22 protein-coding genes, 1 tRNA gene and 1 pseudogene are annotated in these 21,826 nt (G+C 69.6%); 14 read left to right on the forward strand and 10 right to left on the reverse strand.

Features of this window, described 5'->3' with window-relative positions; translation table 11 throughout:
- Window positions 1-154: 154 nt before the first annotated feature.
- Entirely contained in the window at window positions 155-1,237 is a 1,083-nt protein-coding gene (locus EXE48_RS09015; protein ID WP_053772795.1) for a DUF7972 family membrane protein, read from the reverse strand.
- 191 nt (window positions 1,238-1,428) lie between these two features.
- Here EXE48_RS09015 and EXE48_RS09020 point away from each other — a divergent pair, with 191 nt between their 5' ends.
- Both EXE48_RS09020 and EXE48_RS09025 read left to right on the forward strand, forming a co-directional pair.
- Window positions 1,429-2,163, forward strand: a complete 735-nt coding sequence (locus tag EXE48_RS09020) for an MBL fold metallo-hydrolase (RefSeq protein WP_053772771.1) — start codon at window positions 1,429-1,431, stop codon at window positions 2,161-2,163.
- Window positions 2,164-2,227: 64 nt separating this feature from the next.
- A complete protein-coding gene (locus EXE48_RS09025) occupies window positions 2,228-2,938 on the forward strand; it encodes a GIY-YIG domain-containing protein (RefSeq protein ID WP_053772772.1) in 711 nt (236 codons plus the stop codon).
- A gap of 20 nt (window positions 2,939-2,958) precedes the next feature.
- Here the strand turns inward: EXE48_RS09025 and EXE48_RS09030 are convergent.
- Window positions 2,959-3,031, reverse strand: a tRNA-His gene (locus tag EXE48_RS09030).
- Window positions 3,032-3,188: 157 nt separating this feature from the next.
- Between EXE48_RS09030 and EXE48_RS09035 the strand changes: the two genes are divergently transcribed.
- Complete coding sequence (locus tag EXE48_RS09035) at window positions 3,189-3,644, forward strand: DUF5814 domain-containing protein (protein WP_053772773.1); 456 nt, start codon at window positions 3,189-3,191, stop codon at window positions 3,642-3,644.
- Window positions 3,645-3,715: 71 nt separating this feature from the next.
- Here the strand turns inward: EXE48_RS09035 and EXE48_RS09040 are convergent, their stop codons facing one another.
- A complete protein-coding gene (locus tag EXE48_RS09040; RefSeq protein WP_053772774.1) occupies window positions 3,716-5,218 on the reverse strand; it encodes an MATE family efflux transporter in 1,503 nt (500 codons plus the stop codon).
- Window positions 5,219-5,492: 274 nt separating this feature from the next.
- Between EXE48_RS09040 and EXE48_RS19310 the strand changes: the two are divergent.
- The 5 genes and pseudogenes from EXE48_RS19310 (at window position 5,493) to EXE48_RS09065 (ending at window position 9,648) form a co-directional block, all read left to right on the forward strand.
- Window positions 5,493-6,246, forward strand: a pseudogene (locus tag EXE48_RS19310) (COX15/CtaA family protein).
- Between the two features lie 112 nt (window positions 6,247-6,358).
- Window positions 6,359-7,162, forward strand: a complete 804-nt coding sequence (locus tag EXE48_RS09050; protein ID WP_053772776.1) for a basic amino acid ABC transporter substrate-binding protein — start codon at window positions 6,359-6,361, stop codon at window positions 7,160-7,162.
- A 1-nt stretch (window position 7,163) separates the two neighbouring features.
- Window positions 7,164-7,979 (forward strand): amino acid ABC transporter permease, encoded by an 816-nt coding sequence (locus EXE48_RS09055; protein WP_137711262.1) that lies wholly within the window; start codon window positions 7,164-7,166, stop codon window positions 7,977-7,979.
- Entirely contained in the window at window positions 7,976-8,722 is a 747-nt protein-coding gene (locus EXE48_RS09060) for an amino acid ABC transporter ATP-binding protein (RefSeq protein WP_137704464.1), read from the forward strand. Before EXE48_RS09055 ends, EXE48_RS09060 begins: the two co-directional genes overlap by 4 nt.
- Window positions 8,722-9,648 (forward strand): amino acid ABC transporter permease, encoded by a 927-nt coding sequence (locus EXE48_RS09065; RefSeq protein WP_053772779.1) that lies wholly within the window; start codon window positions 8,722-8,724, stop codon window positions 9,646-9,648. The genes EXE48_RS09060 and EXE48_RS09065 overlap by 1 nt, the downstream gene beginning before the upstream one ends.
- Window positions 9,649-9,651: 3 nt before the next feature.
- Here EXE48_RS09065 and EXE48_RS09070 read toward each other — a convergent pair whose 3' ends face one another.
- Complete coding sequence (locus EXE48_RS09070) at window positions 9,652-10,728, reverse strand: zinc-dependent alcohol dehydrogenase family protein (RefSeq protein WP_053772780.1); 1,077 nt, start codon at window positions 10,726-10,728, stop codon at window positions 9,652-9,654.
- A 158-nt stretch (window positions 10,729-10,886) separates the two neighbouring features.
- Between EXE48_RS09070 and EXE48_RS09075 the strand changes: the two genes are divergently transcribed.
- The gene (locus EXE48_RS09075; protein WP_199236370.1) at window positions 10,887-12,029 is read left to right on the forward strand and encodes a sensor histidine kinase; all 1,143 of its coding nucleotides are present in this window, start codon (window positions 10,887-10,889) and stop codon (window positions 12,027-12,029) included.
- A 15-nt stretch (window positions 12,030-12,044) separates the two neighbouring features.
- Here EXE48_RS09075 and EXE48_RS09080 read toward each other — a convergent pair whose 3' ends face one another.
- On the reverse strand, window positions 12,045-13,535 hold the full coding sequence (locus EXE48_RS09080; protein ID WP_137704468.1) for a replication factor C large subunit: 1,491 nt from the start codon (window positions 13,533-13,535) through the stop codon (window positions 12,045-12,047).
- A 297-nt stretch (window positions 13,536-13,832) separates the two neighbouring features.
- On the opposite strand from EXE48_RS09080, the gene EXE48_RS09085 reads away from it, so the two are divergent.
- From EXE48_RS09085 to EXE48_RS09095, 3 genes are read left to right on the forward strand one after another with little or no spacing between them, the layout of a single operon-like run.
- Window positions 13,833-14,531 (forward strand): P-loop NTPase family protein, encoded by a 699-nt coding sequence (locus EXE48_RS09085; protein WP_053772783.1) that lies wholly within the window; start codon window positions 13,833-13,835, stop codon window positions 14,529-14,531.
- Window positions 14,531-14,788 carry a DUF8156 family protein gene (locus EXE48_RS09090; RefSeq protein WP_053772784.1) on the forward strand — a complete coding sequence of 86 codons (258 nt, stop codon included), beginning with the start codon at window positions 14,531-14,533 and terminating at the stop codon, window positions 14,786-14,788. Before EXE48_RS09085 ends, EXE48_RS09090 begins: the two co-directional genes overlap by 1 nt.
- A 3-nt stretch (window positions 14,789-14,791) precedes the next feature.
- Window positions 14,792-16,978 (forward strand): type B DNA-directed DNA polymerase, encoded by a 2,187-nt coding sequence (locus tag EXE48_RS09095; RefSeq protein ID WP_137704469.1) that lies wholly within the window; start codon window positions 14,792-14,794, stop codon window positions 16,976-16,978.
- A 272-nt stretch (window positions 16,979-17,250) separates the two neighbouring features.
- Here the strand turns inward: EXE48_RS09095 and EXE48_RS09100 are convergent, their stop codons facing one another.
- Complete coding sequence (locus EXE48_RS09100) at window positions 17,251-18,093, reverse strand: hypothetical protein (protein ID WP_241991974.1); 843 nt, start codon at window positions 18,091-18,093, stop codon at window positions 17,251-17,253.
- Between the two features lie 76 nt (window positions 18,094-18,169).
- Here EXE48_RS09100 and EXE48_RS09105 point away from each other — a divergent pair, with 76 nt between their 5' ends.
- Window positions 18,170-18,808, forward strand: coding sequence for a helix-turn-helix domain-containing protein (locus EXE48_RS09105; protein ID WP_121599679.1), 639 nt, complete (start codon window positions 18,170-18,172; stop codon window positions 18,806-18,808).
- A gap of 330 nt (window positions 18,809-19,138) precedes the next feature.
- Here EXE48_RS09105 and EXE48_RS09110 read toward each other — a convergent pair whose 3' ends face one another.
- The 4 genes from EXE48_RS09110 to EXE48_RS09125 are packed head-to-tail and all read right to left on the reverse strand — an operon-like array spanning window position 19,139 to window position 21,460.
- Window positions 19,139-20,287, reverse strand: coding sequence for a tyrosine-type recombinase/integrase (locus EXE48_RS09110; RefSeq protein ID WP_137711264.1), 1,149 nt, complete (start codon window positions 20,285-20,287; stop codon window positions 19,139-19,141).
- A complete protein-coding gene (locus tag EXE48_RS09115) occupies window positions 20,284-20,586 on the reverse strand; it encodes a hypothetical protein (protein WP_137711265.1) in 303 nt (100 codons plus the stop codon). The genes EXE48_RS09110 and EXE48_RS09115 overlap by 4 nt, the downstream gene beginning before the upstream one ends.
- Complete coding sequence (locus EXE48_RS09120; RefSeq protein WP_137711266.1) at window positions 20,583-21,179, reverse strand: J domain-containing protein; 597 nt, start codon at window positions 21,177-21,179, stop codon at window positions 20,583-20,585. The genes EXE48_RS09115 and EXE48_RS09120 overlap by 4 nt, the downstream gene beginning before the upstream one ends.
- Entirely contained in the window at window positions 21,176-21,460 is a 285-nt protein-coding gene (locus EXE48_RS09125) for a hypothetical protein (protein ID WP_137711267.1), read from the reverse strand. Before EXE48_RS09125 ends, EXE48_RS09120 begins: the two co-directional genes overlap by 4 nt.
- 56 nt (window positions 21,461-21,516) lie before the next feature.
- Between EXE48_RS09125 and EXE48_RS09130 the strand changes: the two genes are divergently transcribed.
- Window positions 21,517-21,825 carry a hypothetical protein gene (locus EXE48_RS09130; RefSeq protein ID WP_137711268.1) on the forward strand — a complete coding sequence of 103 codons (309 nt, stop codon included), beginning with the start codon at window positions 21,517-21,519 and terminating at the stop codon, window positions 21,823-21,825.
- Window position 21,826: the final 1 nt, after the last annotated feature.

Raw genomic sequence — 21,826 nt, forward strand, 5'->3', positions numbered from 1 at the left:
GGTTGAAGGTTTGCTCGATTATTTGTATGGGGCCTCTGTATGGCATATTATGCGCCAACTACCAGAATTTTAGTATTTATCGATAATGGAGAATAGTCGCGGGCGACATCTTCCGCCGCCGAGCGCGCGGTCTCCCCGAGAGCGACCGCGCTCGCTACTCGGAGTCGCGCAGCACCAGCGGCCCGATGGCGAGCGTGCGCTTCGCGAGCGTGAGCACGCGGAGCAGGTAGGAGACGAAAAGCGAGAACGGGAGGAGCGCGACCGCGAACGCGCCGCCGACGGCGAGCGTCACGTGGGCGACGCCGAGCGTGCTCCCCGGGAACGTGCCGGCGTCGACGACCGTGACCATGAGGCCCGCGACGGCCAGCGCCGGCACCGCGGCGTACAAGATCAGGCGCGAGAGGTCGATCAGCGCCCATTGGAAGTACAGCGTCTTGACGTGCTCGCGGGCGGGCCCGTACAGCGACACGGTCGCTTTCAGTTCCCCGAGGAGCCCGCGCTCGTCGTCGGTGAGGGCGTCGTCGTGCTCGGTGGCGATGCGCTCTATCTGTCCGATCTTCGGCCCGTAGTCGAAGTTGAGCGCGGCGAAGACGACGTCGAAGGAACCGAACTCGGCGCCGTCGAGCTGGCCGCGCACGGCGTCGGCGTTCCCGGTGAGTCCGGTCGCGAGGTCGTCGACCTCCGCTCGGAGCGCGTCCCGACTGGACCCGTCGCCGTCGTCTCCCTGACCCTCCACCGAGTCGCGGAGATCCCGAGCGCGCCCCGCCGCCGCGCCGAGGATCGCGTCGAGGAACGCGGCCGGGTCCGTGGGCGCCGGCCCGCCGGTCAGGTCCGCGATGTCGTCCCGGACGGCGAGCGTGTCGTCCATGCGGTCCCGCTGGTCGCCGAGCGGGCCGTTCTCCTGCGTGAGCACGAGCTGTCCGATCGTGACGACGAGCGTCGCCCCCGTGACGATCGCGGTGATCATCGACGCGAACAGCGTCTCGATGGGGTCGCTCGATCCGACCTTCGTCGCGAGCGACGGCGAGAGCGCGACCGCGACGGCGACGAACGCGACGAAGACGGCCAGCGTCAGCACCGCCGCGACGACGAGCCGGTCCGCGCGCAACAGCAGCCAGAGCTTCACCCGGTTCTCGCCGGCGCGCTCGCGCATCGTGTCGGCGGTGTCCGTTTCGCCCGCGTCGGCGGCGTCCGCGTCGTCGCTCGCGCTCGACGACCCCTCGGACGACCCGCTCATCCCGACCCGACGCCCGTCGCGCGGTCGCCACCGGTCCCGTCGCTCGTGGAGCGCAGACCGCGCGGGCTCACGTCGACTCACGTCCGTTCATGACGCAGGGGTTGACCCGCGGCCGACAAATAACTCGCGGACGCCGCGGTCGGCGGCGGTCCCGCCGCAATCCACAACATGCCGCTCGTCGAAGGGGCGGTATGTCGACCGACGCCGCCCTCGACGTCACCCTCGTCCGCAACGCCACGGTCCTCGCGACCGTGGACGAGACGACATTCCTCGTCGACCCGGTGTTCGCCGAGCGGGGCGCGCTGCCGCCGATCGACGACACGCCGAACAAACGGAACAACCCGCTCGTGCCGATGCCGGACATCGACCTCGCGCACGACGCGGTGGTCGTCACCCACCGCCACCCCGACCACTTCGACGAGGCGGCGGTCGAAGCGCTCGACCCGGACGTGCCGCTGTTCTGCCAGCCGGCCGAAGCGGACGCGTTCGTCGAGGACGGCTTCACCGACGTGCGGCCGGTCGAGGGGCCGGCGTCGTTCGACGGCGTCACGCTCCGCCGGACGCCCGGCCGCCACGGACACGGGGAACTGGCCGAGGCGATGGGCCCCGTCTCCGGGTTCGTCTTCGAGGGTGCGGAGACGCTGTACCTCGCCGGCGACACGGTCTGGTACGAGCCGGTGGCGGAGACGCTCGCGCGGGTCGAGCCCGACGCGGTCGTCCTCAACGGCGGCGCGGCGCGGTTCAATCGGGACGAGCCGATCACGATGGGCGTCAACGACGTGCGGGCCGTGCGCGATGCGACCGACGCCGCGGTCGCCGTGGTCCACATGGAGGCGATCAACCACTGCCTGCTCTCGCGCGAGGAGCTCCGGGCGGCGACCGAAGACGTGCTGGTCCCGGAAGATGGGGAGCGGATCGGGTTCTGACCGCCACGCCGTCCCGCGCTGCGGACCCCCGGCGGTTTTGTGTGTCACCCCGGTACGCAGTCGTATGTCCCGCGCTTCGGACCTCGATCGGTTCTACGACCTCCTCGATCGTCTCGAAGCGAACGTCGGCGGGAAGCGGCGTCTCGCGGAGTGTACCGGGCGCATGGACTGGCCCGAGCGAGGGGTCTACTTCTTTTTCGCGAGCGGAGGGGCCCGAGAGGCGACAGACCAGCTGCGAGTCACGCGCGTCGGCACGCACGCCGTCTCGACAGGGTCCGGAACGTCGCTGTGGACTCGGCTGCGGGCGCACCGCGGAGCGAACCGCGGGAGCTACGAGGGCGGCGGGAATCACCGCGGCTCGGTGTTCCGCAGGCACGTCGGCCGGGCCATGATCGAACGGGACGAGCTCGGCGACGAGTACCCCCGCTGGGGCGAGGGGTCGACCGCCGACCGCGAGCGTCGCCTCGCGGAGTTGGCCCACGAGCGCCGAGTCAGCGAGTATATTCGCGACCTCCCGTTTCTGTGGGTCCACATCGGGGACGAGCCGGGCCCCGAGAGCGACCGCGCGTACGTCGAACGGAACGCGATCGCGCTCGTCAGCAACTTCGAGCGAGACTCCGTCGACCCCCGGAGCGACGAGTGGTTAGGACGAGAGAGTCCTCGCAACGAGATAACCGACTCGGGACTGTGGAACATCGCGCACGTTGACGAGCGACATGAAGCGGGGTTTCTGGATCGACTCGCCGACGCGGTCGACGGAACCTCCGGTCTCTGACTTACGCCGATTCAAAGAAGGTCCGGGTGCGAGAATTGAACCCGCGTCTCAGCCTCCACAAGGCTGAAGGATAGTCCACTACCCTAACCCGGACACGCGTCGAAACGTACCTCGCTTCGGTAAATAACGGTTACGACTCCAGGACGGGCGTGGCATCGAGTGGCGCCCCAGGCGGTACGACCGAGCGGGCCGTCGTCGGCCCCGGTCACCGCGTCGCTTTTGAGGCGCGCCGGCGTATCGACGGGTACCCGTGGCCTTCACCGACAAGATCTACGTGAAAAACCACCGGCAGCTCGCCTCCCAGCTGGAGGCGAACATCCCGAAGGGGGCGTTCGCCGGCGCTACCCTCGACCTGCTGTTCACCGGCGACGGGCTCTCGAAGCTCGACGAGACGACCCGAGACCGCGTGCTCGACTTCGCCGAGGACTTCCTCGACTGCGACTGCGATTCGAACCCCTACTGCGGCTGTCCCGAGGAGAAGTTCATGCGCTACGTCCTCGAACTGCGCGCCGAGGGGCTCGGGCCGCAGGCCATCGTCGACGTGATGACCGACGACTACATGGTGTACGCGTACACCGGGGACGTGCTCTCCTTCCTCGACGACTCCGTCCGCAAGCTGGAGGCGATCGAGACGCTCGCGGACGTCGACGGTAACGGCGAGATGTCCGAGCGGGCCCGAAAGGCGAAGCGGGAGCTGTCCGGATAGCGACCGGATCGAAGTCGACCCGTCGACGCCACGCCCGCTCACTGGGTCCGCGCCCGCGAAAGTTCACGGTGTCAGTCGTCGTCCGGCGACGTCACGTCGGTGCCGATCTCGTCGACGGCCGCGCCGTCCTCCGTGAGGTTCCCGTCGCGCCACGTGTCGCGTTCGAACCAGAGGTACGCGACGACGCCGCCGACGACGTTGGAGACCGGGAACGCGATCCAGAGGCCCATCGCCCCGAGCGAGCCGGCCGCGACCCACGCGACCGGGAGCCGGACGAAGCCGAGCGTGATCAGCGAGATGACGGCCGCGATCATCGTGTGGCCGGCGCCGCGGAAGCCGCCGGTGTAGGCGCGCATGGCGCCGATGAACCCGAAGGAGAGACCGCTCACTTGGAGGAACGTCGTCGCGTGGTCGACGACGGCGGGGTCCGGGGAGAACACGCCCGCGATCGGCCGCGCGGCGAGGACGATGACCCCGCCGCCGACCGTGAGCAGCCCGAGCATGGCGCGGGCGCCGAAGTGGTTCGTCTCGGCGGCGCGGTCCGGCTCCCCGGCGCCGATGTTCTGCCCCGTCATCGTCTCGATCCCCTGCGAGACGGCGAGCGCCGGCAGGAAGATGACCGAGAAGATCCGCGTCCCGATGCCGTACGCCCCGCTCACCGCGTTCGGGAAGTTGGCGACGACGAGGAGGAGCGCGGTGATCGAGACCGAGCGGGCGGCGCCCTCCGCGGAGGCCGGCAGCCCGATGCCGAGGATCGTCTTCCCGAACTCCGGGTCGGGGAGCATCTCCGAGAGCCGGATCTGGACCCCGCGGTCCCCGCGGACCATGATCCGGAGTCCGACGAGGAGCGCGAGCGCCCGGGACCCGACCGTCGCGATCGCGGCGCCGCCGATGCCCCACCCGGTGAACCCGGTCGCGTCGAGGGCGGCGGCCTCGACGCCGCCGAGGCCGAGCGCGCCGAACAGCGGGTTGGCGTCGAACCCGAAGATGAATATCGGGTCCAGGAGGATGTTGAGGACGACCGAGCCGGCCATGACGTACATCGGCGTCACGGTGTCGCCGTAGCCGCGCATCAGCGACATGAACACCGCGAAGCCGAACACGGCGAAGAGGCCCACCGCGTACACGCGCATGTACTCGACGACGAGCGGCGCGACGGTCTCGTTCACGCCGAGGAGCGCCGTGATGTCGTCGACGAGGACGTAGCCCAGCACGCCGAAGACGACGGAGATGACGGCGGCGTACGCCATCGTCTGCGAGGCGGCGTAGGCGGCGCGCTCCTCGTTGCCGGCGCCGGTGTGTTGGGCGACGAGGACGCTCCCGGCGACGGAGACGCCGAGCGCCAGCGAGATCATCAGGAAGACGATCGGGAACGCGAACGTGATCGCGGACAGCGCCTCGGTGCTGTAGCGCCCGAGCCAGAAGGTGTCGGCCAGGTTGTACAGCACCTGAAAGAGGTTCTGGACGACGATCGGGAGGGAGAGGAAGAACAGCGGCCACCCGATGTCGCCGGAGGTGAGGTCGAGCTCGTCGGCGCCCTTGAACAGCGAGCCGACGGCGTCGCGGAGGCCCATCAGGCGATCGCCTCCGCGTGGGTCGGGCCGTCGCGTTCGGGGAGGGGACTGTGCGGGGGATCGGGGCTCCGGCGGTCCGTGTCTGCCATTCGGTTTACACCGATACTGACTGACTGGTCAGTCAAAAGCGTTCGGAAGCCGGCGGCCCGCGGCGAGCGCTTCCCGGCGACGAGGAGCGGCCGAACGGTCTAAGTGCGCGCGCGCCCGAATCCAGCCAATGAGTCTTCGGCCCGCGTGGCTAACGTTCAGGCGATACGCGGCGGCGACGACGGGGATGACGCTCGTCCTCTTCTCGCTCGGCGTCTACACCGCGGCGACGGGATCCGGGCTGGCGTGCCAGGCCCAGTGGCCGCTGTGTTCCGACCAGCTCATCCCCGCGCTGACGATCAACCCCGACTTCATCGAGTGGTTCCACCGCGCGTGGGCGATGGTGACCGGCTTCCTCATCATCGGGGTCGCCGGGTGGACGTGGCTCGGCTCGGGGTTTGAGCGCCGGACCAAGCTGGCGGCGACGCTCGCGGTCGCGATCCTCCCGCTCCAGATCACCGTCGGCGCGATCACCGTCACCCTCAGCGGGCTCGTGCCCGGCGGGTACACGGTGTCGACGCCCGCCGCCCCAGATGGTCGCCAGTCCGAGCAGCGTGAAGATGGTCAGCGCGGCCTTCTCGCGCGCGGTGCCGTTCCTCACCTACGCGCCGCCCGCGCAGGCGGCGTTCTACATCACGGGCCTCGCCGGTCACCTCGGGCTCGTCGCGACGGTCGCGTACGCCACGGAGGCCGTCCGCGTCGGGTACGACGGGCTCGACGCCGGCACCGCCGGCACCGTCCGCGCGCTCGCCGTTGGCTCGATGGGCGCGCTCGTGGGCACGCTGCTGCTCGGCCGCGACCTGGTCCTGTACACCGCCGTCTGGCAGCAGGTCAACCTCGTCGCGCTGGGCGTCGCGATCGCGCTCGCCGCGGGCGCGGCGTGGACCCTCCGCGGGGCCGACGAGATGCGCGACGGCGCCGCGCCGATCGGCGGGGACTGAGCGGCGCAGTTTTTGCCAGATCCGTCCGTCCGAGCCCGGTCTCCCCGTCGATACGTGGAAACCACCGTCCGAGGGAGGAAAGGTTAAAACCAATCGCCGCACTCGCACAGGTATGACACACCACGCCGATTCCGACGTGAGCCGTCGGACGTACCTGAAGCTGACCGGCGGATCGGCCGCCGTCGGACTGACCGGCGTCGCCGGCTGCCTCGGCGACAGCGGGAGCGCCACGACGATCACCCCCGGAACCGCGCCCGGGTTCCCGCCGTTCGAGATGCGGCAGGACGGCGAACTGGTCGGGTTCGACGTCGACCTGCTCGAAGCGGTCGTCGCCGAGACCGACTACGAGATCGGCGAGTGGGCGACCTTCGAGTTCGAGGGGCTCATCCCGGCGCTCACGCAGAACGAGGAGATCGACGTCATCGCCGCCGCGATGACGATAAACGAGGAGCGCCGGCAGACGATCGCCTTCTCTGACCCCTACTGGGAGTCCGACCAGGCGATCCTCGTGCGCGAGGGGGGCGACTTCCAGCCGTCCGGGTGGAGCGACTTCGAGGGCACCCGGGTCGGCGCGCAGTCCGGCACCACCGGCGCGAACCAGGTGGAGACGAACCTCGTCGACGAGGGGATCATCTCGTCGGACAACTTCTCGACGTACGGCAGCTACGTCCTCGCCGTCGAGGACCTCGCGAACGGCAACATCGACGCTGTCGTCGTCGACAACCCCGTCGCCGAGACCTTCGCCGCGAACCGCGACGTGACGATCGCGTTCGTCGAGGAGACCGGCGAGCAGTTCGGCTTCGGCATCCGGCAGAACGAGTCGGAGCTCCAGTCCGCGCTCAACGACGGCCTCCAGACCGTCCGCGACGACGGCACGTACCAGGAGATCACCAACACCTGGTTCGGGCAGGAGTAGGATGTCGGTCTCGGGGTCGCTCGCGCTCGCCGCGGCCACCAGCCTCGCCAGCCTCGGGGCCCCGGACCCGACGGCGAGCGGCGCCCTCCTGTCGGCCGTCGAGTCGATCGACTGGTGGCTCGTCGGCGACCCCGCGGACTGGTGGTTCGTCGTCCGGAACGCCGACTACCTCGGCGGCGGGCTCCTGTTGACCGTCGGGCTCACCGTCGCGTCGATCCTGCTCGGCTTCCTCGTCGGCTTCCCGGCCGGCGCGGTGGAGGTGTACGGGGACGGGCTCTCGAAGCGCCTCGTGGAGACGGCCGGCGTCGTCCTCCGCGGGACCCCCATCGTGGTCATCCTCCTCGTCATGTACTTCGTCCTCGGCGTCCCGCAGGTGAACCTCGGCGTCGGATCGATCTCGCCGGCGATCTCGGCCGGGATCTTGGGGCTCGGACTGCGGAGCGCGGCGTACCAGTCGCAGATCTTCCGCGCGTCCCTGTCGAGCGTCGACGACGGGCAACTGGAGGCGGGCCGGGCCGTCGGTCTCTCCCGGTTCGAGGCGATCCGCTACGTCGTCGTTCCGCAGGCGCTCCGCCGGTCGATCCCGGGGTTCCAAAACGAGTTCACCATCGTGTTGAAGGACACGAGCATCGTCTTCGCGATCGGCCTCGCGGAGCTTCTGACCCGCGGCTACGACCTGTTCACGGAGCAGACGACCGCGGTCCTCGAAGTCATCCTGTTCATCAGTGCCATCTACTTCGTCCTCACGTTCACGACGAACCGCGCGCTCGATTACCTCGGCACCCGCTACGCGATCCCGGAGGGTGAGTCGGCGTGACTGACGACGGCTTCCTCCGCGTGAGCGAGGTCTCGAAGTGGTACGGCGACGAGCAGGTGCTCGACGAGGTCTCCTTCGGGATGGACCGCGGCGACGTGACCGTCCTGATCGGGCCGTCCGGCTCCGGGAAGTCGACGATGCTCCGCTGCGTCAACCGGCTCGCGGAGGCCCAAGAGGGGTCGATCACGCTCGACGGCGAGGAGGTGCTCTCGCCCGACACCGACGTCGACGAGCTCCGGCGCGAGGTGGGGATGGTGTTCCAGAGCTTCAACCTGTTCGCGCACCTCACCGCGGTCGGCAACGTCGCGCTCGGCCCCCGGCGCGTGCTCGGGCTCTCCGAGGACGCGGCCCGGGACCGCGCGGCGGACCAGCTGGAGCGCGTCGGGCTGGCCGCCCAGCTGGACTCGTACCCCGCGGAGCTGTCGGGCGGGCAACAGCAGCGCGTCGGGATCGCCCGCGCGCTGGCGATGGAGCCGAAGCTCATGCTGTTCGACGAGCCGACGAGCGCGCTCGACCCGGAGCTCATCGGCGAGGTGCTGGAAGTGATGCGCGGGCTGGTCGACGACGGGATGACGATGCTCGTCGTCACCCACGAGATGAGCTTCGCGCGGGCCGTCGCCGACGAGGTCGTGTTCCTGGACGACGGCCGGGTCGTCGAGCGCGGGCCGCCCGAACAGCTGTTCGAACGACCCGAGCGGGACCGGACCGCCCGGTTCCTCGACCGCATCGCGAGCCACGAGTGATGGCGGGGGCGACGCGACCGCGGACGGTCGGCGAGCGCGTGGCCGACGCGGACGAGTCCGCCGGCCGGCTACTGCTGGTCGCCGCCGGCGCGCTGTTCTGGGGCTGGCTCGTCGTCAGCTGGGGCAACCGGTGGCTCGGCGGCGCGATCGCCCCGGTCGGCGAGCCGCTCGTCGCACCGGACGCCGTCGAGGCCGCGCTCGCCGGCGTGCCGGGGCTCGCCGGGGTGGCGGCCGACGCCGCGTTCGTGGTCGAGCTCACGCCGGTCCTCGCGCAGGGGACGTGGCTCACCGTGGTCATCACCGGCGTGAGCCTCGTCTGCGGCTTCTTCATCGCCGTGCCGCTGGCCGTCGCGCGGGTGTACGGTCGGTTCTCCGCGTGGCTCTCCTTGGGCTACACCGAGCTGTTGCGCGGCACGCCGCTCCTCGCGCAGCTGTTCGTGCTCTACTACGGGCTGAACCTGGCGGCGTCGGTCCCGGCGGTGCTGTCCGGCGTCTTCCCGCGCGAGGTGGTCTGGGTGGCGATCCTCGGGTTCACGCTCAACGGGGCGGCCTACCAGGCCGAGTACATCCGCGGCGCGGTCGAGAGCGTCGACGACGGCCAGATCACCGCGGGGCGGGCGATCGGGCTCTCGAAGCTGGAGTCGATATACCACGTGGTCCTCCCGCAGGCGCTCCGCTACGCGATCCCCTCGTGGACGAACGAGTTCGTCTACCTGATCAAGTACTCGTCGCTGGCGGGCTTCATCACAGTCCCGGAGCTGTACTACCTGGCCAACCAGGTCGCGAGCGACACCTTCCGGTACACCACCGTCTTCCTCGTGCTCGGCGCGATGTACCTCGCGCTCGTATTGACGGCGTCGAAGGTCATGGAGCGCGTCGACGAGCGCGTCGCGATCCCCGGGCTCGGGGCGGACCGCGAGCGGTGACGCTCACCCCTCGAAGTCGGTGACAACCTCGACGCCCCGCACGTCGTACTCCTCCATGGCGGCGAGCCGGCCCGACACCTCCGACAGCGACAGCTCCCGGGCGACCAGCGCGCCGGGGTCGATCCCGGTCGCCTCGATCAGCGCGAACAGGTCGTCGTAGCTCGTCGGGGGCATCCCGCGGGAGCCGAGGAAGGAGACCTCCCAGCGCGTCATCCAGTCGGTCGGCAGCGACACCTCGCCCCGCTCCGCGTCCGTGGTGAGCCCGACCTGGACGTGCGTGCCGCGCGGGCGCAGCGACCGGACGGAGTTCCGACAGGTCTCCGCGATCCCCAAGGCGTCGAGCGAGGCGTCGGCGCCGCCGTCGGTGAGGGCGCGGACCCGCTCGGGGACGGACTCGTCTCCCGGGAGCGACCCCGCGTTCACGGTCTCAGCCGCGCCGAACTCGGCCGCGAGCGCGAGGGCGTCGGGGTCGAGGTCGACCGCGATCACGCGGGCGCCCAGCGCGGCGGCGATCTGGACCGCGGAGAGCCCGACGCCCCCGCAGCCGTGGACCGCGACGGCGTCGCCCCCGCCGACGGTCGCCCGCTCGGCGAGGGCGTGGTACGCGGTCATGTAGCGGCAGCCGAGCGCAGCGGCCGCGGTCGCGTCGAGCCACTCGGGGCGCTCGACGAGGTTGTAGTCAGCCGCCGGAACCGCCACGCGCTCCGCGAACGCGCCCGGCGCGGCGGCCTCGAACCCCAGCGCCCGGCCGTCCTCGCAGACGTTGCCGGCCCCGCGGCGGCAGTGCGGGCAGGTGCCGTCGCCGAGCGAGAAGGGGACGACCACGCGGTCGCCAGGTTCGAACCGATCGACCTCCCCGCCGACGGCGACCACCTCGCCGGCCGGCTCGTGGCCGAGGACCTGGCCGCGCGCGACGCGGTCGGCCGCCCACTCGCCGTGGCCGGCCCAGGCGTGCCAGTCGCTGCGGCAGACGCCGCAGGCGTCGACGCTGACGACGGCGCCGTCCGGGCCGGGGTCGGGCTCGGGGAGGTCGCGGACCGCGAGCGGCTCGCCGTACTCTCGCAGGATCGCTGCGCGCATACGGCGATCCACCGGGGGCCGCGACAAAGCTCTCTCGGCGTCGCGGGGGCCTGTCCTGTTATTTTCGCACTTTTCAGACTTGATCTCAGCGTATGACAAGTGATAGGCGAGTAAGGTTTATACTGACCGAGTAGCCTCGTTGACACGTGTCCGCAGCGATGGAACGACGCCCCGGAATCGCCTACCGCCGGCCTGCGGGGGATCCGGCGCGGTTCGTGATCGAGGCGTCCGGGGAGTCTCGGATCGAGGTCCCGGAGCGCGCGGAGGGCGGCTGGCTCGACTGCGTGGTCGACGAGGACCGCGAGCGGCTCCGCGAGGCGCTCGACGCCGCCCCGGTCGACGTGGTGTACCGCGTCGTCTCCGGCGGCGAGCCGCAGTGGGTCCACGAGCGCGGCCGGGCGACGGAGGGCGGCGACGTGGTCGGGTACCTGTTCCCCGCGGACGAGCGCGTCGAGCGGCGGAAGCGGCTGGAACGCCAGCGCGAGCGGCTCGACGAGTTCGCGAGCGTCGTCTCGCACGACCTCCGGAACCCGCTCTCCGTCGCGTTCGGGAACGTCGAACTGGCCGCCGAGCTCGACGGGGACGCGTCGAACGAGCGGCTGGACCGCGCCCTCGACGCGCTCGACCGCATGGACGACCTCATCTCGGACCTCCTGACGCTGGCCAAGGAGGGGAAGACGGTCCGGACCGCCGAGCCGACCGACCTGCGGTCGGTCGTGGACCGCGCGTGGCGGACCGTCGGCGAGCCGGCCGACGCCGCGCTCGTCGTGGACGGACCGCTCCCGACCGTGACGGGCGACTCGGAGCGGCTCCGGCAGTGCCTCGAGAACCTCTTCCGGAACGCGATCGAACACGGCGCCCCCGACAGAGCCGGCGCGAGCGCCCCCGCCCACGGGAACGACGGAGCGGGCTCAGCCGGGGGAGTCACGCCGGACACGTTCGCGACGGGTTCGGGATCGGCGGACGCCGACCCGAGCGACCCCGACGCCGCCGCGGTCCGCGTCCGCGTCGGACGGACGGACGGGGGATTCTACGTCGCGGACGACGGCCCGGGGATCGACCCCGACCAGCGGGACGCCGTCTTCGAGCCGGGCCACACGACCGCCCCCGACGGCACCGGCTTCGGACTGGCCATCGTCGAGCGGATCGCGGCGGCGCACGACTGGACCGTCTCGGTGACCGAGAGCCGCGAGGGCGGCGCGCGGTTCGAGTTCCGCTGCGCGGACGCGGTCGACTCCCCGACGCCGAGCGGAAGCGACGCGGATCCGAACTCGCCCCGGCTCGGCGGCGGGAGCCTGTGAGCGACCGCCGCCGGGTCACATGAAGTCGGTCAGTCCCGCCTGATCGTCGTCGCTCTCGTTCGGAGACTCGTCGTCCGCCGGCTCCTCCCCCGAGTCGGCCGGGTCGCTCTCGGGGTCAGTCGATCCGGAACCGTCGCCGTCGCGGTCCGCGGCCGCGTCGCCCTCGTCGCCGCGGCGGGCGCCGTCGACCGCGAAGGCGCCGTCGGCGTGTTCCTCGATCAGCTCCTCGCGGCGGGCCTGCGCGTCCTCGACGATCGACGCCACCTTGTTCGTCGACTCGCCGGAGCCGGTGACGAAGGCGACGCCCGCCTCGTCGAGGTCGTAGGCGGCCGCCATCGCGACGGTCAGCTCGCGGGGCTTACAGTGGTGGGTGACGGCCTCGAGGAACGGCAGCACCTCGCGGCGAGCCGTCGCGACGCTACACCCGCTCGCGGCCGCGATCTTGCCGACGACCTCGTCCGCGGTCGCGTCCGACGACGACCAGAACTGCGGGCGGCCGTACCGCGTCCACCCGCCCTTCTCGCCGTCGCGGGCGGCCGCCACGCCCGCGGCCGCGTTGTCGGTCGCGTACCGCCAGTAGGAGTAGTTCTGCGTGGCGCGCACGCGGCCGAGCCACACGTCCGCGTTCGCGAGGAAGTCGTACGCGCGGACCGCCTCCGCGGGCTCGTACACGTCGAGGACGTTGTTCTCGATCCAGCGCGAGATGTCGTCCGGCGTCTCGTCGACGGCGTACGCGGACTGGAGCGCCTCCTCCGCGGACTCCTCCTTGAGGACCGCGTCGAGGAACGGGAAGAGGCCCAGCGCCTTGTCCCGGTCGCCGGTGACCACGTCCTCGACCGTGACCGAGTCGCGTCCCTGCGTCGCGGCCTGGAGGTCGTTTATTGCGCCGCGGAGGTCGCCGCGGTTCCCCTCCGCGATTCGCTGGAGGGCGTCGGACTCGAACTCGATCCCCTCCTTGCGACAGACGTCGCGCAGGACGGGGACGATGGAGCGCGCGGAGACGTCGCGGAACTCGATCTCCTGGGTCGCGTTCCGGAGCCCGCGCGACATGTCGTAGTAGTCGTTGGCGATGAGCACGATCGGCTGGCCAGACTCCTTGACCAGCTTCGTGATCGCCGAGGCGCCGCCGCGGTCGTAGTTGCCGTGGATGTTGTCGGCCTCGTCGAGGACGACGAGCTGGCGCGAGGCGGTGTCGCCGCCGGCCGCGCCGCCCCCGGCCGCGCTCCCGCCGAGGGTGGCGTTGCGCGCCGCGCGCCCCGCGAACCGCTCGATGACGTCGGCGGTGCGCTGGTCGGAGGCGTTGAGCTCCACGGTCTCCCACCCCATGTCGTTCGCGAGCGCGTGGGCCGCGCTCGTCTTCCCGACGCCCGGGCTCCCGTGGAGGACGACCGCCTCGCGGTGGTCGTCCCACGACCGGGCCCACTCCGCGAACGCGTCGCGGGCCTTGTCGTTGCCGCGCACCTCCGAGAGCGTGCTCGGGCGGTACTTCTCCGTCCAGTCGGCCATTACCGGAGCAAGGAGCGAGCCGCGTTTAGTGGTTGCGGAGCGGGCGGGATCGCCGACCTCCAGAGCAAACTGACTCCTGGGTGAGCGGTAATCGGTGCGGAGTACTCGAGCAGGCCCGCCTCCCATTCCGCGGGTCCGCGATCCGGAACGCCGCCAGGTACTTTGTCTCGTCACAACCCCGAGATCCGTCTCGTGTGCGTCCCCCGTCGTTCGACGGGTCCAACCCTCGTCACCACTTCCACTTTCACCGCCCGTCCATGGCTCACCCCTTTTAGGTAATTCCCCGTCGGCCCTACCATGTCCACTCGTTCCCGACGACCGACCGCCGACCTCCCGGAGCTCGCGCCCGGCGTCACGCTCGTCGACGTCGACGACGAACTCGGCGTCACGCCCGTCCAGGCGCTCCTGCTCGACCGCGTCCTCGGCGCCGACGGCCCCGCGTTCTGGGTCGACGGCGCGAACAGGGCCAACACGACGCGCCTCCGCGAGCTCGCCCCGGCCGACCGCGTCCTCGACCGCATCGAGGTCGCCCGCGGGTTCACCGCCCACCAGCACACCTCGCTGCTCGACCGATTGGGCGGGCGGCTCGCCGCCCGCGAGTCGCCCTCGGTCGTCGTCGCGACCGGCCTCGACGGCATGTACCGCGCCGCCGACGTCGACGCCGACACCGCCGAGCGGCTGTTCGTCCGCGCGATCGCGTCGGTCGCCCGCGTCGCTCGCGTCCACGACGTGCCGGTCCTCGTGACGCGGTGCCGCGACGACGAGTTCTCGACGCCGGTGCGCCGCGCCGCGGCGACGCATCTCACCTGCCGGCAGACGCCGTTCGGCCCGCGCTTCGAGGACGCTAACGGCGACACGGAGACGCTCGTCTACCACACCGACGACGGCTGGCTCCAGACGACGCTCGCGTACTGGCAGGAGGTCCTCGAACACCGCGCCCGGATGTACGAGGGAGCGACCGTCGACCGCGCCGCGGCCGCGCCGAGCGTCCGGTAATGGGTCGGACGAACCCGACGTACCGGGATCAGTTGAGCGCGATCGAAGACGACTGGCGCTCGTTCCGACGCGTCCTCCGCCGGCAGGACAAGCCCCGATTCGACCGGCTGTTCGCGTACGCTCGCGACCACGCCGACGCGGCGGGGAACCTCAACCCCGCCGACCCGCTGGCGCCGGTGTGGATGGCGATCGCGCTCGAACAGGAGCGCCGGATCGCCGAACTGGAAGACGAAGTCGAGTCGCTCACCGAGGCGTAGCCCGTGACGCTCACGCTGGAGTACCTCGGTGACGGCCGCGTCGCCCGATGGACGCTCACCCCGGACGGCGCCGCTCGCGAGGTCCACGAGGACCACCACCCGACGCTCTTCGTCGGTGACTCAGCGGGCGATCTCTACGGTCGATCGGGCGGCCCAAATCCGACGCCGCCGTCCCGCGACGGGCTCTCGGACGCGCTCCGCGACCTCTGGTCCTTCCTCGACGGACAGGACGCGGTCGAGCGACTCGGCGTCGAGGCCCACCGGCAGACGTTCCGGACCGACGCCCGGCCGCTGCTCCGCGTCGACGCCGCCTCGATCGACGCGGTCAGAAGGGTCGCGAGCCGAACCGAGCAGTTCGGACAGCCCGACGCCTACACCTGCTACAACGTCGATTTTACCCGCCAGCTCCGCTTCTGCCTCGAAACAGACACGCCCGCCGCTCCGGACCGCTCGGTGCGCGACCTGCGGACGCTCCACCTCGATTTACCCCGGCACGAGTCGGGCATCGAGTCGCTGCCGCAGCTCGCCGTCGACGGTGACCGAGTCTGGTCGTCGCCCGCCGAGACCGTCGCCGGCGTTCAAGCGGCGCTCGACGAACGCGATCCCGACGTCCTGGTCGTCTCGACGGCGGACCTCGTGCCCCTGCTGTTCGAGGCGGCCGACGCCTACGGCGTCGATCTCGAACTCGGTCGGCGGGACGGCTACACGAAGCTCGCCGGCGAGTCGACGTACGCCTCGTACGGCAACGTGGGGCACTCGCCGGCTCGGTACTCGGTCCCCGGACGCGCCATCATCGACGAGTCCAACTCGTTCTTCTACCATGAGTCCGGGCTGGAAGGCTGTCTCGACCTCGTCGAGCGCTCCGGGCTCCCGTTACAGGAACTCGGGTGGGCGTCGATAGGGCGAGTGCTGACGGCGATGCAGATCCGCGAAGCGAGGGACCGAGGCGTGCTCGTGCCGTGGCGCGCGTGGCGTCCGGAACTGTTCAAGCGGGCGTCGACGCTCGACGACGCCGACCGCGGCGGCACGACGTTCGCCCCCGACGTCGGCGTCCACGAGGACGTTCACGAACTCGACTTCGCATCCCTGTATCCCAACATCATCAGGACCCGGAACATCTCGCCCGAGACCGTCCGCTGCGGGTGTTGTGACACCGACGACGTGCCGGGGCTCGGCTACTCCGTTTGCGACCGGGACGGCTACCTGCCGGAGGTGCTCGGCCCGCTGATCGACGCCCGGAGCGAGATCAAGGAACGGATTCCCGACGCCGCCGGCGACGAACGGGAGCGATTGGAGGCCGCCTCCTCCGCGATCAAGTGGATCCTCGTGTCCTGCTTCGGGTATCAGGGCTTCTCGAACGCCAAGTTCGGGCGCATCGAGTGCCACGAGGCGATCAACGCCTACGCTCGCGAGCTCCTCCTCAATGCGAAGACCGCACTGGAGGCGGCCGGCTGGCGCGTGGTCCACGGCATCGTCGACTCCATCTGGGTGACTCCGGCCGACGGTCGCGAGCAGCGCCCCTTGGAGGAAGTCGCAGCCGAGATCAGCGAAGAGGCGGGCATCGAGTTGGAGTACGAATGCGCGTTCGAGTGGGTCGCGTTCTGTCCGATGCGGAACTCCGAGTCGGGAGCGCTCACTCGGTACTTCGGCAAGCGCCGCGGTGAGGACTACCCCGAGACGGGAGTCGGCGACGCGGTCAAGACGCGAGGCATCGAGGGGCGACAGCGCTCGACGCCGGAATGGGTCGAAGCGGTCCAGAGCGAGGCGCTCCGCGTGTTCGACGAGACGCGCTCTCCGGAGGCGGTGTGCGACGTACTCCGGCGGCGCCTCGGGGACCTACGAGAGGGGACGGTCGACCCGGACGCGCTCGTCGTCGACAATCGCGTGTCGAAGGACCCAGACGAGTACTCGATGGAGACGCTCACCGTCGCGGCCCTGAAGCGGGCGCAAATCGAGGGCGCGGGGCTCGCCCCGGGACAGACCGTCCGGTACGTGGTCGTTGATGCCGACGCACGAGGTGCGTCGCGGGTCAGATTGGAGTTCGAAGAGATACCACGATACGACGCCGCGTGGTACGAGGACGGCGCTGTCCGCGCCGTCGAGAGCGTGTTGGCGGCGGTCGGTTGGGACGAGGGAGCGATCCGGCAGTATCTCGGTGAGACGAGAGACGAGACGCTGGCGAGCTTCTGAGAACTGGTATCTGATTCTCCGGTCCCTCTGGCCCTAATCAGAACTGATCTTGTGTCGCCTCGGTCGGCAGGGATTTCGACTCCATCCCCCGCGGGGGTGGGGAGGCTGGCGCACACGCGGGCGCGAAATCTCGTCGGAGAGACGTTCAGTCTCGATTGGCGTGAAATCGCCATGTGCCGCAGTTCCTCTCGGCGCGTGGTGATGTGGCTGCTACTCAGGTATCAATATCTGCTGCTGTAAGCGTTATCGCCCACGCTTCGTGAGATCCCTCGTCAGATGAGGACCGGTGCGACGCCGAGGGCGGCGGTCACGAGAAGGACCGCGACGTATCCGGCAGCGACGAGGTATACGACGCGTCGCGGATAGTCGACGAGGCCTCGACGGTGTCCAACTGCCGCGAGGTAGCCGGTCAGCGGCAACAGCTGGAGGGCGTGGAGGCCGACGAAGTGCGCCAGGCGGAAGTCGCCGACGAGCTGCCAGCCGACGACCGGGACCGTCGGCTCCGTCGTCTCGACGACCCGGGACTGGATCGCGATCATCGCCGCCCCCTCGAACGCGCCGACGACGAACCACCCGACCCCGAGGAGGATGCCCGCGGCGAACGCCGGGTGGACGTCGAACTCGTCGCCGCGTGCCCGGACGGCCAGCGCGGCGATCGCGACGGTGACGATGACGATTGTAACGCCCATGACGCCTCCGATCGCCCCGTCGATGACCGTCGCCCGATTGAAGTGAGAACCGACGCCGCGCGCGGCCTGTCCGCCGATAAGGACGATTTCGATGAGGAGACCGACGCCGACGATCCGGGAGACACGGCGGCGAAAGTCCGGGTCGACCGGGAGGTGAACACCGAGCCAGCCGAGCGTCGCGCACACGAGCGCGATCGAGCCGGCGAACTTCGCTGGCTTGAGCCACGCCGGTTCCCCGTTGACGACCATTGGGTCCAAGACGGTGCCGACGGCGAAGGCACCGAACAGGGTGGCGTTGATCGCGGCCACGGCGGACAAAACCGGATCGCGGCGCCACAGCTCTCCGATCGGTCCGGTGATCGTCCGTGCCATCGTCCGCAGCGTCGCCCGTCCGCTCGTGGCCGCCCCGGCCGACTCGGAGTTCATACTACAGTGTTGCCGGGCGATTCATGTGTGAATGACCCCAACGTGTTGGTATCTGTCCGAGGCGGCAGTACTCAGCATGATCGACGCCCGATTCCGCATTCGCCTCCCGCCGGACCTGTACATCGCCGACCTGTCGGAGGCGTTCCCCGATGCGACCTTTCGCCTGCTGTCCGGCGTCCGCAGTGGCGCCACCGCGAAGGAACTCGGAGAGGTGCTGACTCGAACCCCGGGGTCGGTCGCAGCAGCGTTTCGCGAACACGGGGCGGTCGACGCGTACGAGGTGTTGGAACGCACCGACGACCGACTCCTCGCGACGTACGAGACGACCGACGTCGACCTCTACGCCTTCGTCGAGTCCGGAGGGTTCCCGCCCGAGTTTCCGATCGAAGTTCGGAACGGGTTCTACGAGTTCGACCTGACCGGTACGCGCGAGGAGTTCGACCAGCTCCGGAAGGCGCTGGAATCGAGCGGTACCGAGTACGAACTCCTCTCGAAGGTGGAGAAGAAGCGGTCGGACCGACTCCTCACGCGGCGACAGGAGGAACTCCTCGCCGCCGGGCTCAGAGAGGGATACTTCGAGGTCCCGCGAGAGTGTACCCTCGCGGACCTCGCCGACGTGGTCGGCGTGGACAAGTCGACCGCGTCGGGGATTGTCCGCCGGGCACAGGCGCGGCTTATCGCGTGGTACCTGACCGACGTGACGGCCGACAGCTGACGATGGCCTCGAGGGAGCACCAGATCTCGACGCCGCACGTGCGATGGATCCCTGACGAGAGCGGGTGTTACGCTCGACCGAGGTGGTCGTAGACGCGCTCGGTCGCCTGACTGCTCGCGTGTCTGACCCGACTCCGAACGTCGTCTCCCGCGTCCTCGACGGGCGTAACTGACGGGTGAACCGGGCGGTCACTGTCGTACCAAACCATCGTCATACCGGTCTATCTGGCCGGTTTCGGACAGTTCGTGTAAAATTTCGTATGGGACCGCTGAGGACACAAACACGGTTTTTGCTGCGCTTCATCCGAATCGAGCGTTTCGTTTGAGTGTATCATTTTTCGTACAGTTTGTCGAGGTTCTCGCGGCGGATCGCCATCCGCTTCAGCTGCTCCGGTTGATCGTAGACGCTGTTCACCAGTTCCACGGAGGTCGCCATCTTGGTCGCAATCTCCTCCGGCGGCCATCCCCGGTCGCGATGCCACGTCACCGAGCCCGTCCGCCACTTGTGCGGCGACCGAACCGACGGGCAACGCGACTTCTGACCGGGAACCCGGGCCTCGCACTCCTCGGGGTCGCGATCGTGCGGGCACTCCTTCCCGACCTGACACGGCTGCGTGATCTCGTACGACCGAATCCGGATTCCAGAGACGGTGATCCGCCCCGGCGCCTTCTTCGAGGAGAGCAACGGCTTCCGTCCGTGTTCGTCGGTCCCCGTCGCCCGGCGGACTCGGATGTACGCTCCGAGCACGTCGCCGAGTTCCTCCGAGATGTTCACCGGACGCGCGCCGCTGTCCTTCTTTTTCAGCGGTGTGCCGGTCTCCGGCCGGTGTCGGAAGTAGATGAACGGGAGCTCGACGCCCGCGAGGATGTCTTCCAGGACGGACTCCCCGACGTCGAGATCTTCCTGGTACCGCAGCCGGTCGAGGTCGTCCTCTTCGAGGTAGACGTCCTCCAGGTCGAGCGCTCGGAGCGACCCCGCACGGGCGCCGGTCTCCCACAGCAGGAACGCGATGACGTGGTCGCGGCTCGCGTACTCGTAGCGGTCGAGGAACGCGAGGATGTCCTTCGCCCGCTGTGTCGGGAGCTTCTCGCGGTTGATCCGCTCGTCCTTCGATACGTGCGGGATATCGACCTGACTGGCGACCGTGGGTTTGACCGCGTTCGCCTTGATCCCGAACTCGAGGAACTGCCGGATCGTCCCGAGTTGGTTGTTCAGCGTGTTCTTCTGAATGTCGCCGCCCGACCGACGCATCGAATCGAACCGGAGCAAGTGGCGGCCGTTCAGGTCGTTCAGGTTCTCGATACCCTCCTCGTCTTCGAGGTACTCGACGAACGGCTTGACCCGGTAGCGATAGCTCTGGACCGTCGACTCGGCCTTGTCCATCTCCTGGCGTTCGAGCCAGATGTCGAGCGCCTCCCGCGGCGCCATCGGGATCAGCTCGTCGCCTCCCTCCGGTGGCTCGTACTCGTCGTCTCTCACCGCTTCCCTCCGAGCGCGCTGATCGCGCCTTTCAGCATCTCTTCGTCGGCGCCGTTCGCGAGTTCGACGAGCCGCTTCAACAGTAGGTCCTGCTCGGTCGACGTCGGCGGGTCCGGCCACGGCGTGCCCTTGACCTCGGTCCAGAGAAGGTACATCGCCTCCTCGTCGAACTCGACTTCGAGCGGGCCGTCCGCCGTGATCAGCGTGAGAACGTAGCCGTCGTCGTCGACCGCAGGCCCGTACGTTACCCCCGTAAGTGGGCGCTCGGCGTCGACGGCGCGGCGCTCGATGTCCGTCATCGGCCGTCCTCCAGCATCGCTTTCTTCGCGTTCACGACGCGCTTGAACTCCTCTCGGTCGCCGTCGTTGTCCGGATGGGTCTCCGCCTTCCGGGCCCGAGCCGCTGACTCGATCACGTTCTCGGGCGCGTTCGGTGCGACACCGAGGACCTCGTGTGGCGGTTGCCTCGTAGCAGTTCCAACGACCGCCTCGTCGTCATCGCCCGGCGGGAGCCGCGCCGCAGCGAACTCCGAGTCGCCGGTCTGAACGGGCCGCTGGCTCCGCATCCGCGTCTCGTGGACCCACTTGAGGACGTACCGGACGTTGTCGCGGAGTCGCGGCGAGTCGTCGCATGCGACGGCGAACTGCTCGCCGTCGTCGACCCACCGCAGTACGAATCCGGGATCGTCCGGGTTCGCGTTGTGGAGCGGCAGCCCGTTCGACTTCGTGTGAGCGTTCGCGATCTCGCCGCGCCACTCGTCGACGTCCATCCGGCCCATCTCGGTCGCGATTTCTTTCGTCGTCGCCCCGAGCGTCGCCTCGAAACACCGGTTCCGCTCGCGCTCCGCGGCCGCTGTCCGCTCGAAGCCGGTGGGCCAGTCGAGGCCGCTCACCGGAGAATCACCCCGAGTCCGTTGATCTCGAACTCCTTCGGGTTCCCACACTCCGGACACTCACCCGGGAAGCCGGGGAGCGAGATCTCGCCGTCGGGGCTGACCTTGGCCGGTTCATCGAGTTCCATCGTCTCCGGCTCGTGGTCGCAGTACTCCGGTTCGTCCGGCTCGAACCGGCCGTACGCCGCGACACCACACTGCCACTGGACGGCCTTCTTTCCAGAGATGCGCTCGAAGTACGGATCGCTGTACTCGTCTTCGGAGGTCTCGGAGTCGCTCACGCCGCGACACCCCCCGAAGACTGATGCGGGTGATGGCAGATACGTGAGGTAGACCGATGACCGACGACGTCCCCGACACCTGTGCCAGCTGCGGAGAGCAGATTCCCGGCCGACCCAGTGAGTGGAACCTCGACCCGGAGTGGCGGATGTACCTCGAAGAGGAGCGGGACCTGGGCTGGTTCGCGAACGCGCCGGTCGTCATCTGCTGTCCCGGCTGTAAAGACGACCTCGACCGCCTCGAAAACTCCCTCTCCGAGCAGCGGGCGTACGGCAGCGACGCCGACGCCGAAACGGCCGAAGCGAATCTCCAAGAGGAGCTCGACGGCCTCGATCTCGACTGTATCGTCGACCAGTTCGCCATCTAGC

The organism is Halorubrum sp. ASP1 (genome assembly GCF_005435135.1).
Classification (GTDB): Archaea; Halobacteriota; Halobacteria; order Halobacteriales; family Haloferacaceae; genus Halorubrum; species Halorubrum tropicale.

Bases quoted from the DNA above. Each gene is read 5' to 3' on its own strand.
- EXE48_RS09015 (WP_053772795.1), bottom strand. From the start codon at position 1,237: ATGAGCGGGTCGTCCGAGGGGTCGTCGAGCGCGAGCGACGACGCGGAC.
- EXE48_RS09020 (WP_053772771.1), top strand. From the start codon at position 1,429: ATGTCGACCGACGCCGCCCTCGACGTCACCCTCGTCCGCAACGCCACG.
- EXE48_RS09025 (WP_053772772.1), top strand. From the start codon at position 2,228: ATGTCCCGCGCTTCGGACCTCGATCGGTTCTACGACCTCCTCGATCGT.
- EXE48_RS09040 (WP_053772774.1), bottom strand. From the start codon at position 5,218: ATGGGCCTCCGCGACGCCGTCGGCTCGCTGTTCAAGGGCGCCGACGAG.
- EXE48_RS09050 (WP_053772776.1), top strand. From the start codon at position 6,359: ATGACACACCACGCCGATTCCGACGTGAGCCGTCGGACGTACCTGAAG.
- EXE48_RS09055 (WP_137711262.1), top strand. From the start codon at position 7,164: ATGTCGGTCTCGGGGTCGCTCGCGCTCGCCGCGGCCACCAGCCTCGCC.
- EXE48_RS09065 (WP_053772779.1), top strand. From the start codon at position 8,722: ATGGCGGGGGCGACGCGACCGCGGACGGTCGGCGAGCGCGTGGCCGAC.
- EXE48_RS09070 (WP_053772780.1), bottom strand. From the start codon at position 10,728: ATGCGCGCAGCGATCCTGCGAGAGTACGGCGAGCCGCTCGCGGTCCGC.
- EXE48_RS09075 (WP_199236370.1), top strand. From the start codon at position 10,887: ATGGAACGACGCCCCGGAATCGCCTACCGCCGGCCTGCGGGGGATCCG.
- EXE48_RS09080 (WP_137704468.1), bottom strand. From the start codon at position 13,535: ATGGCCGACTGGACGGAGAAGTACCGCCCGAGCACGCTCTCGGAGGTG.
- EXE48_RS09085 (WP_053772783.1), top strand. From the start codon at position 13,833: ATGTCCACTCGTTCCCGACGACCGACCGCCGACCTCCCGGAGCTCGCG.
- EXE48_RS09090 (WP_053772784.1), top strand. From the start codon at position 14,531: ATGGGTCGGACGAACCCGACGTACCGGGATCAGTTGAGCGCGATCGAA.
- EXE48_RS09100 (WP_241991974.1), bottom strand. From the start codon at position 18,093: ATGAACTCCGAGTCGGCCGGGGCGGCCACGAGCGGACGGGCGACGCTG.
- EXE48_RS09105 (WP_121599679.1), top strand. From the start codon at position 18,170: ATGATCGACGCCCGATTCCGCATTCGCCTCCCGCCGGACCTGTACATC.
- EXE48_RS09115 (WP_137711265.1), bottom strand. From the start codon at position 20,586: ATGACGGACATCGAGCGCCGCGCCGTCGACGCCGAGCGCCCACTTACG.
- EXE48_RS09130 (WP_137711268.1), top strand. From the start codon at position 21,517: ATGACCGACGACGTCCCCGACACCTGTGCCAGCTGCGGAGAGCAGATT.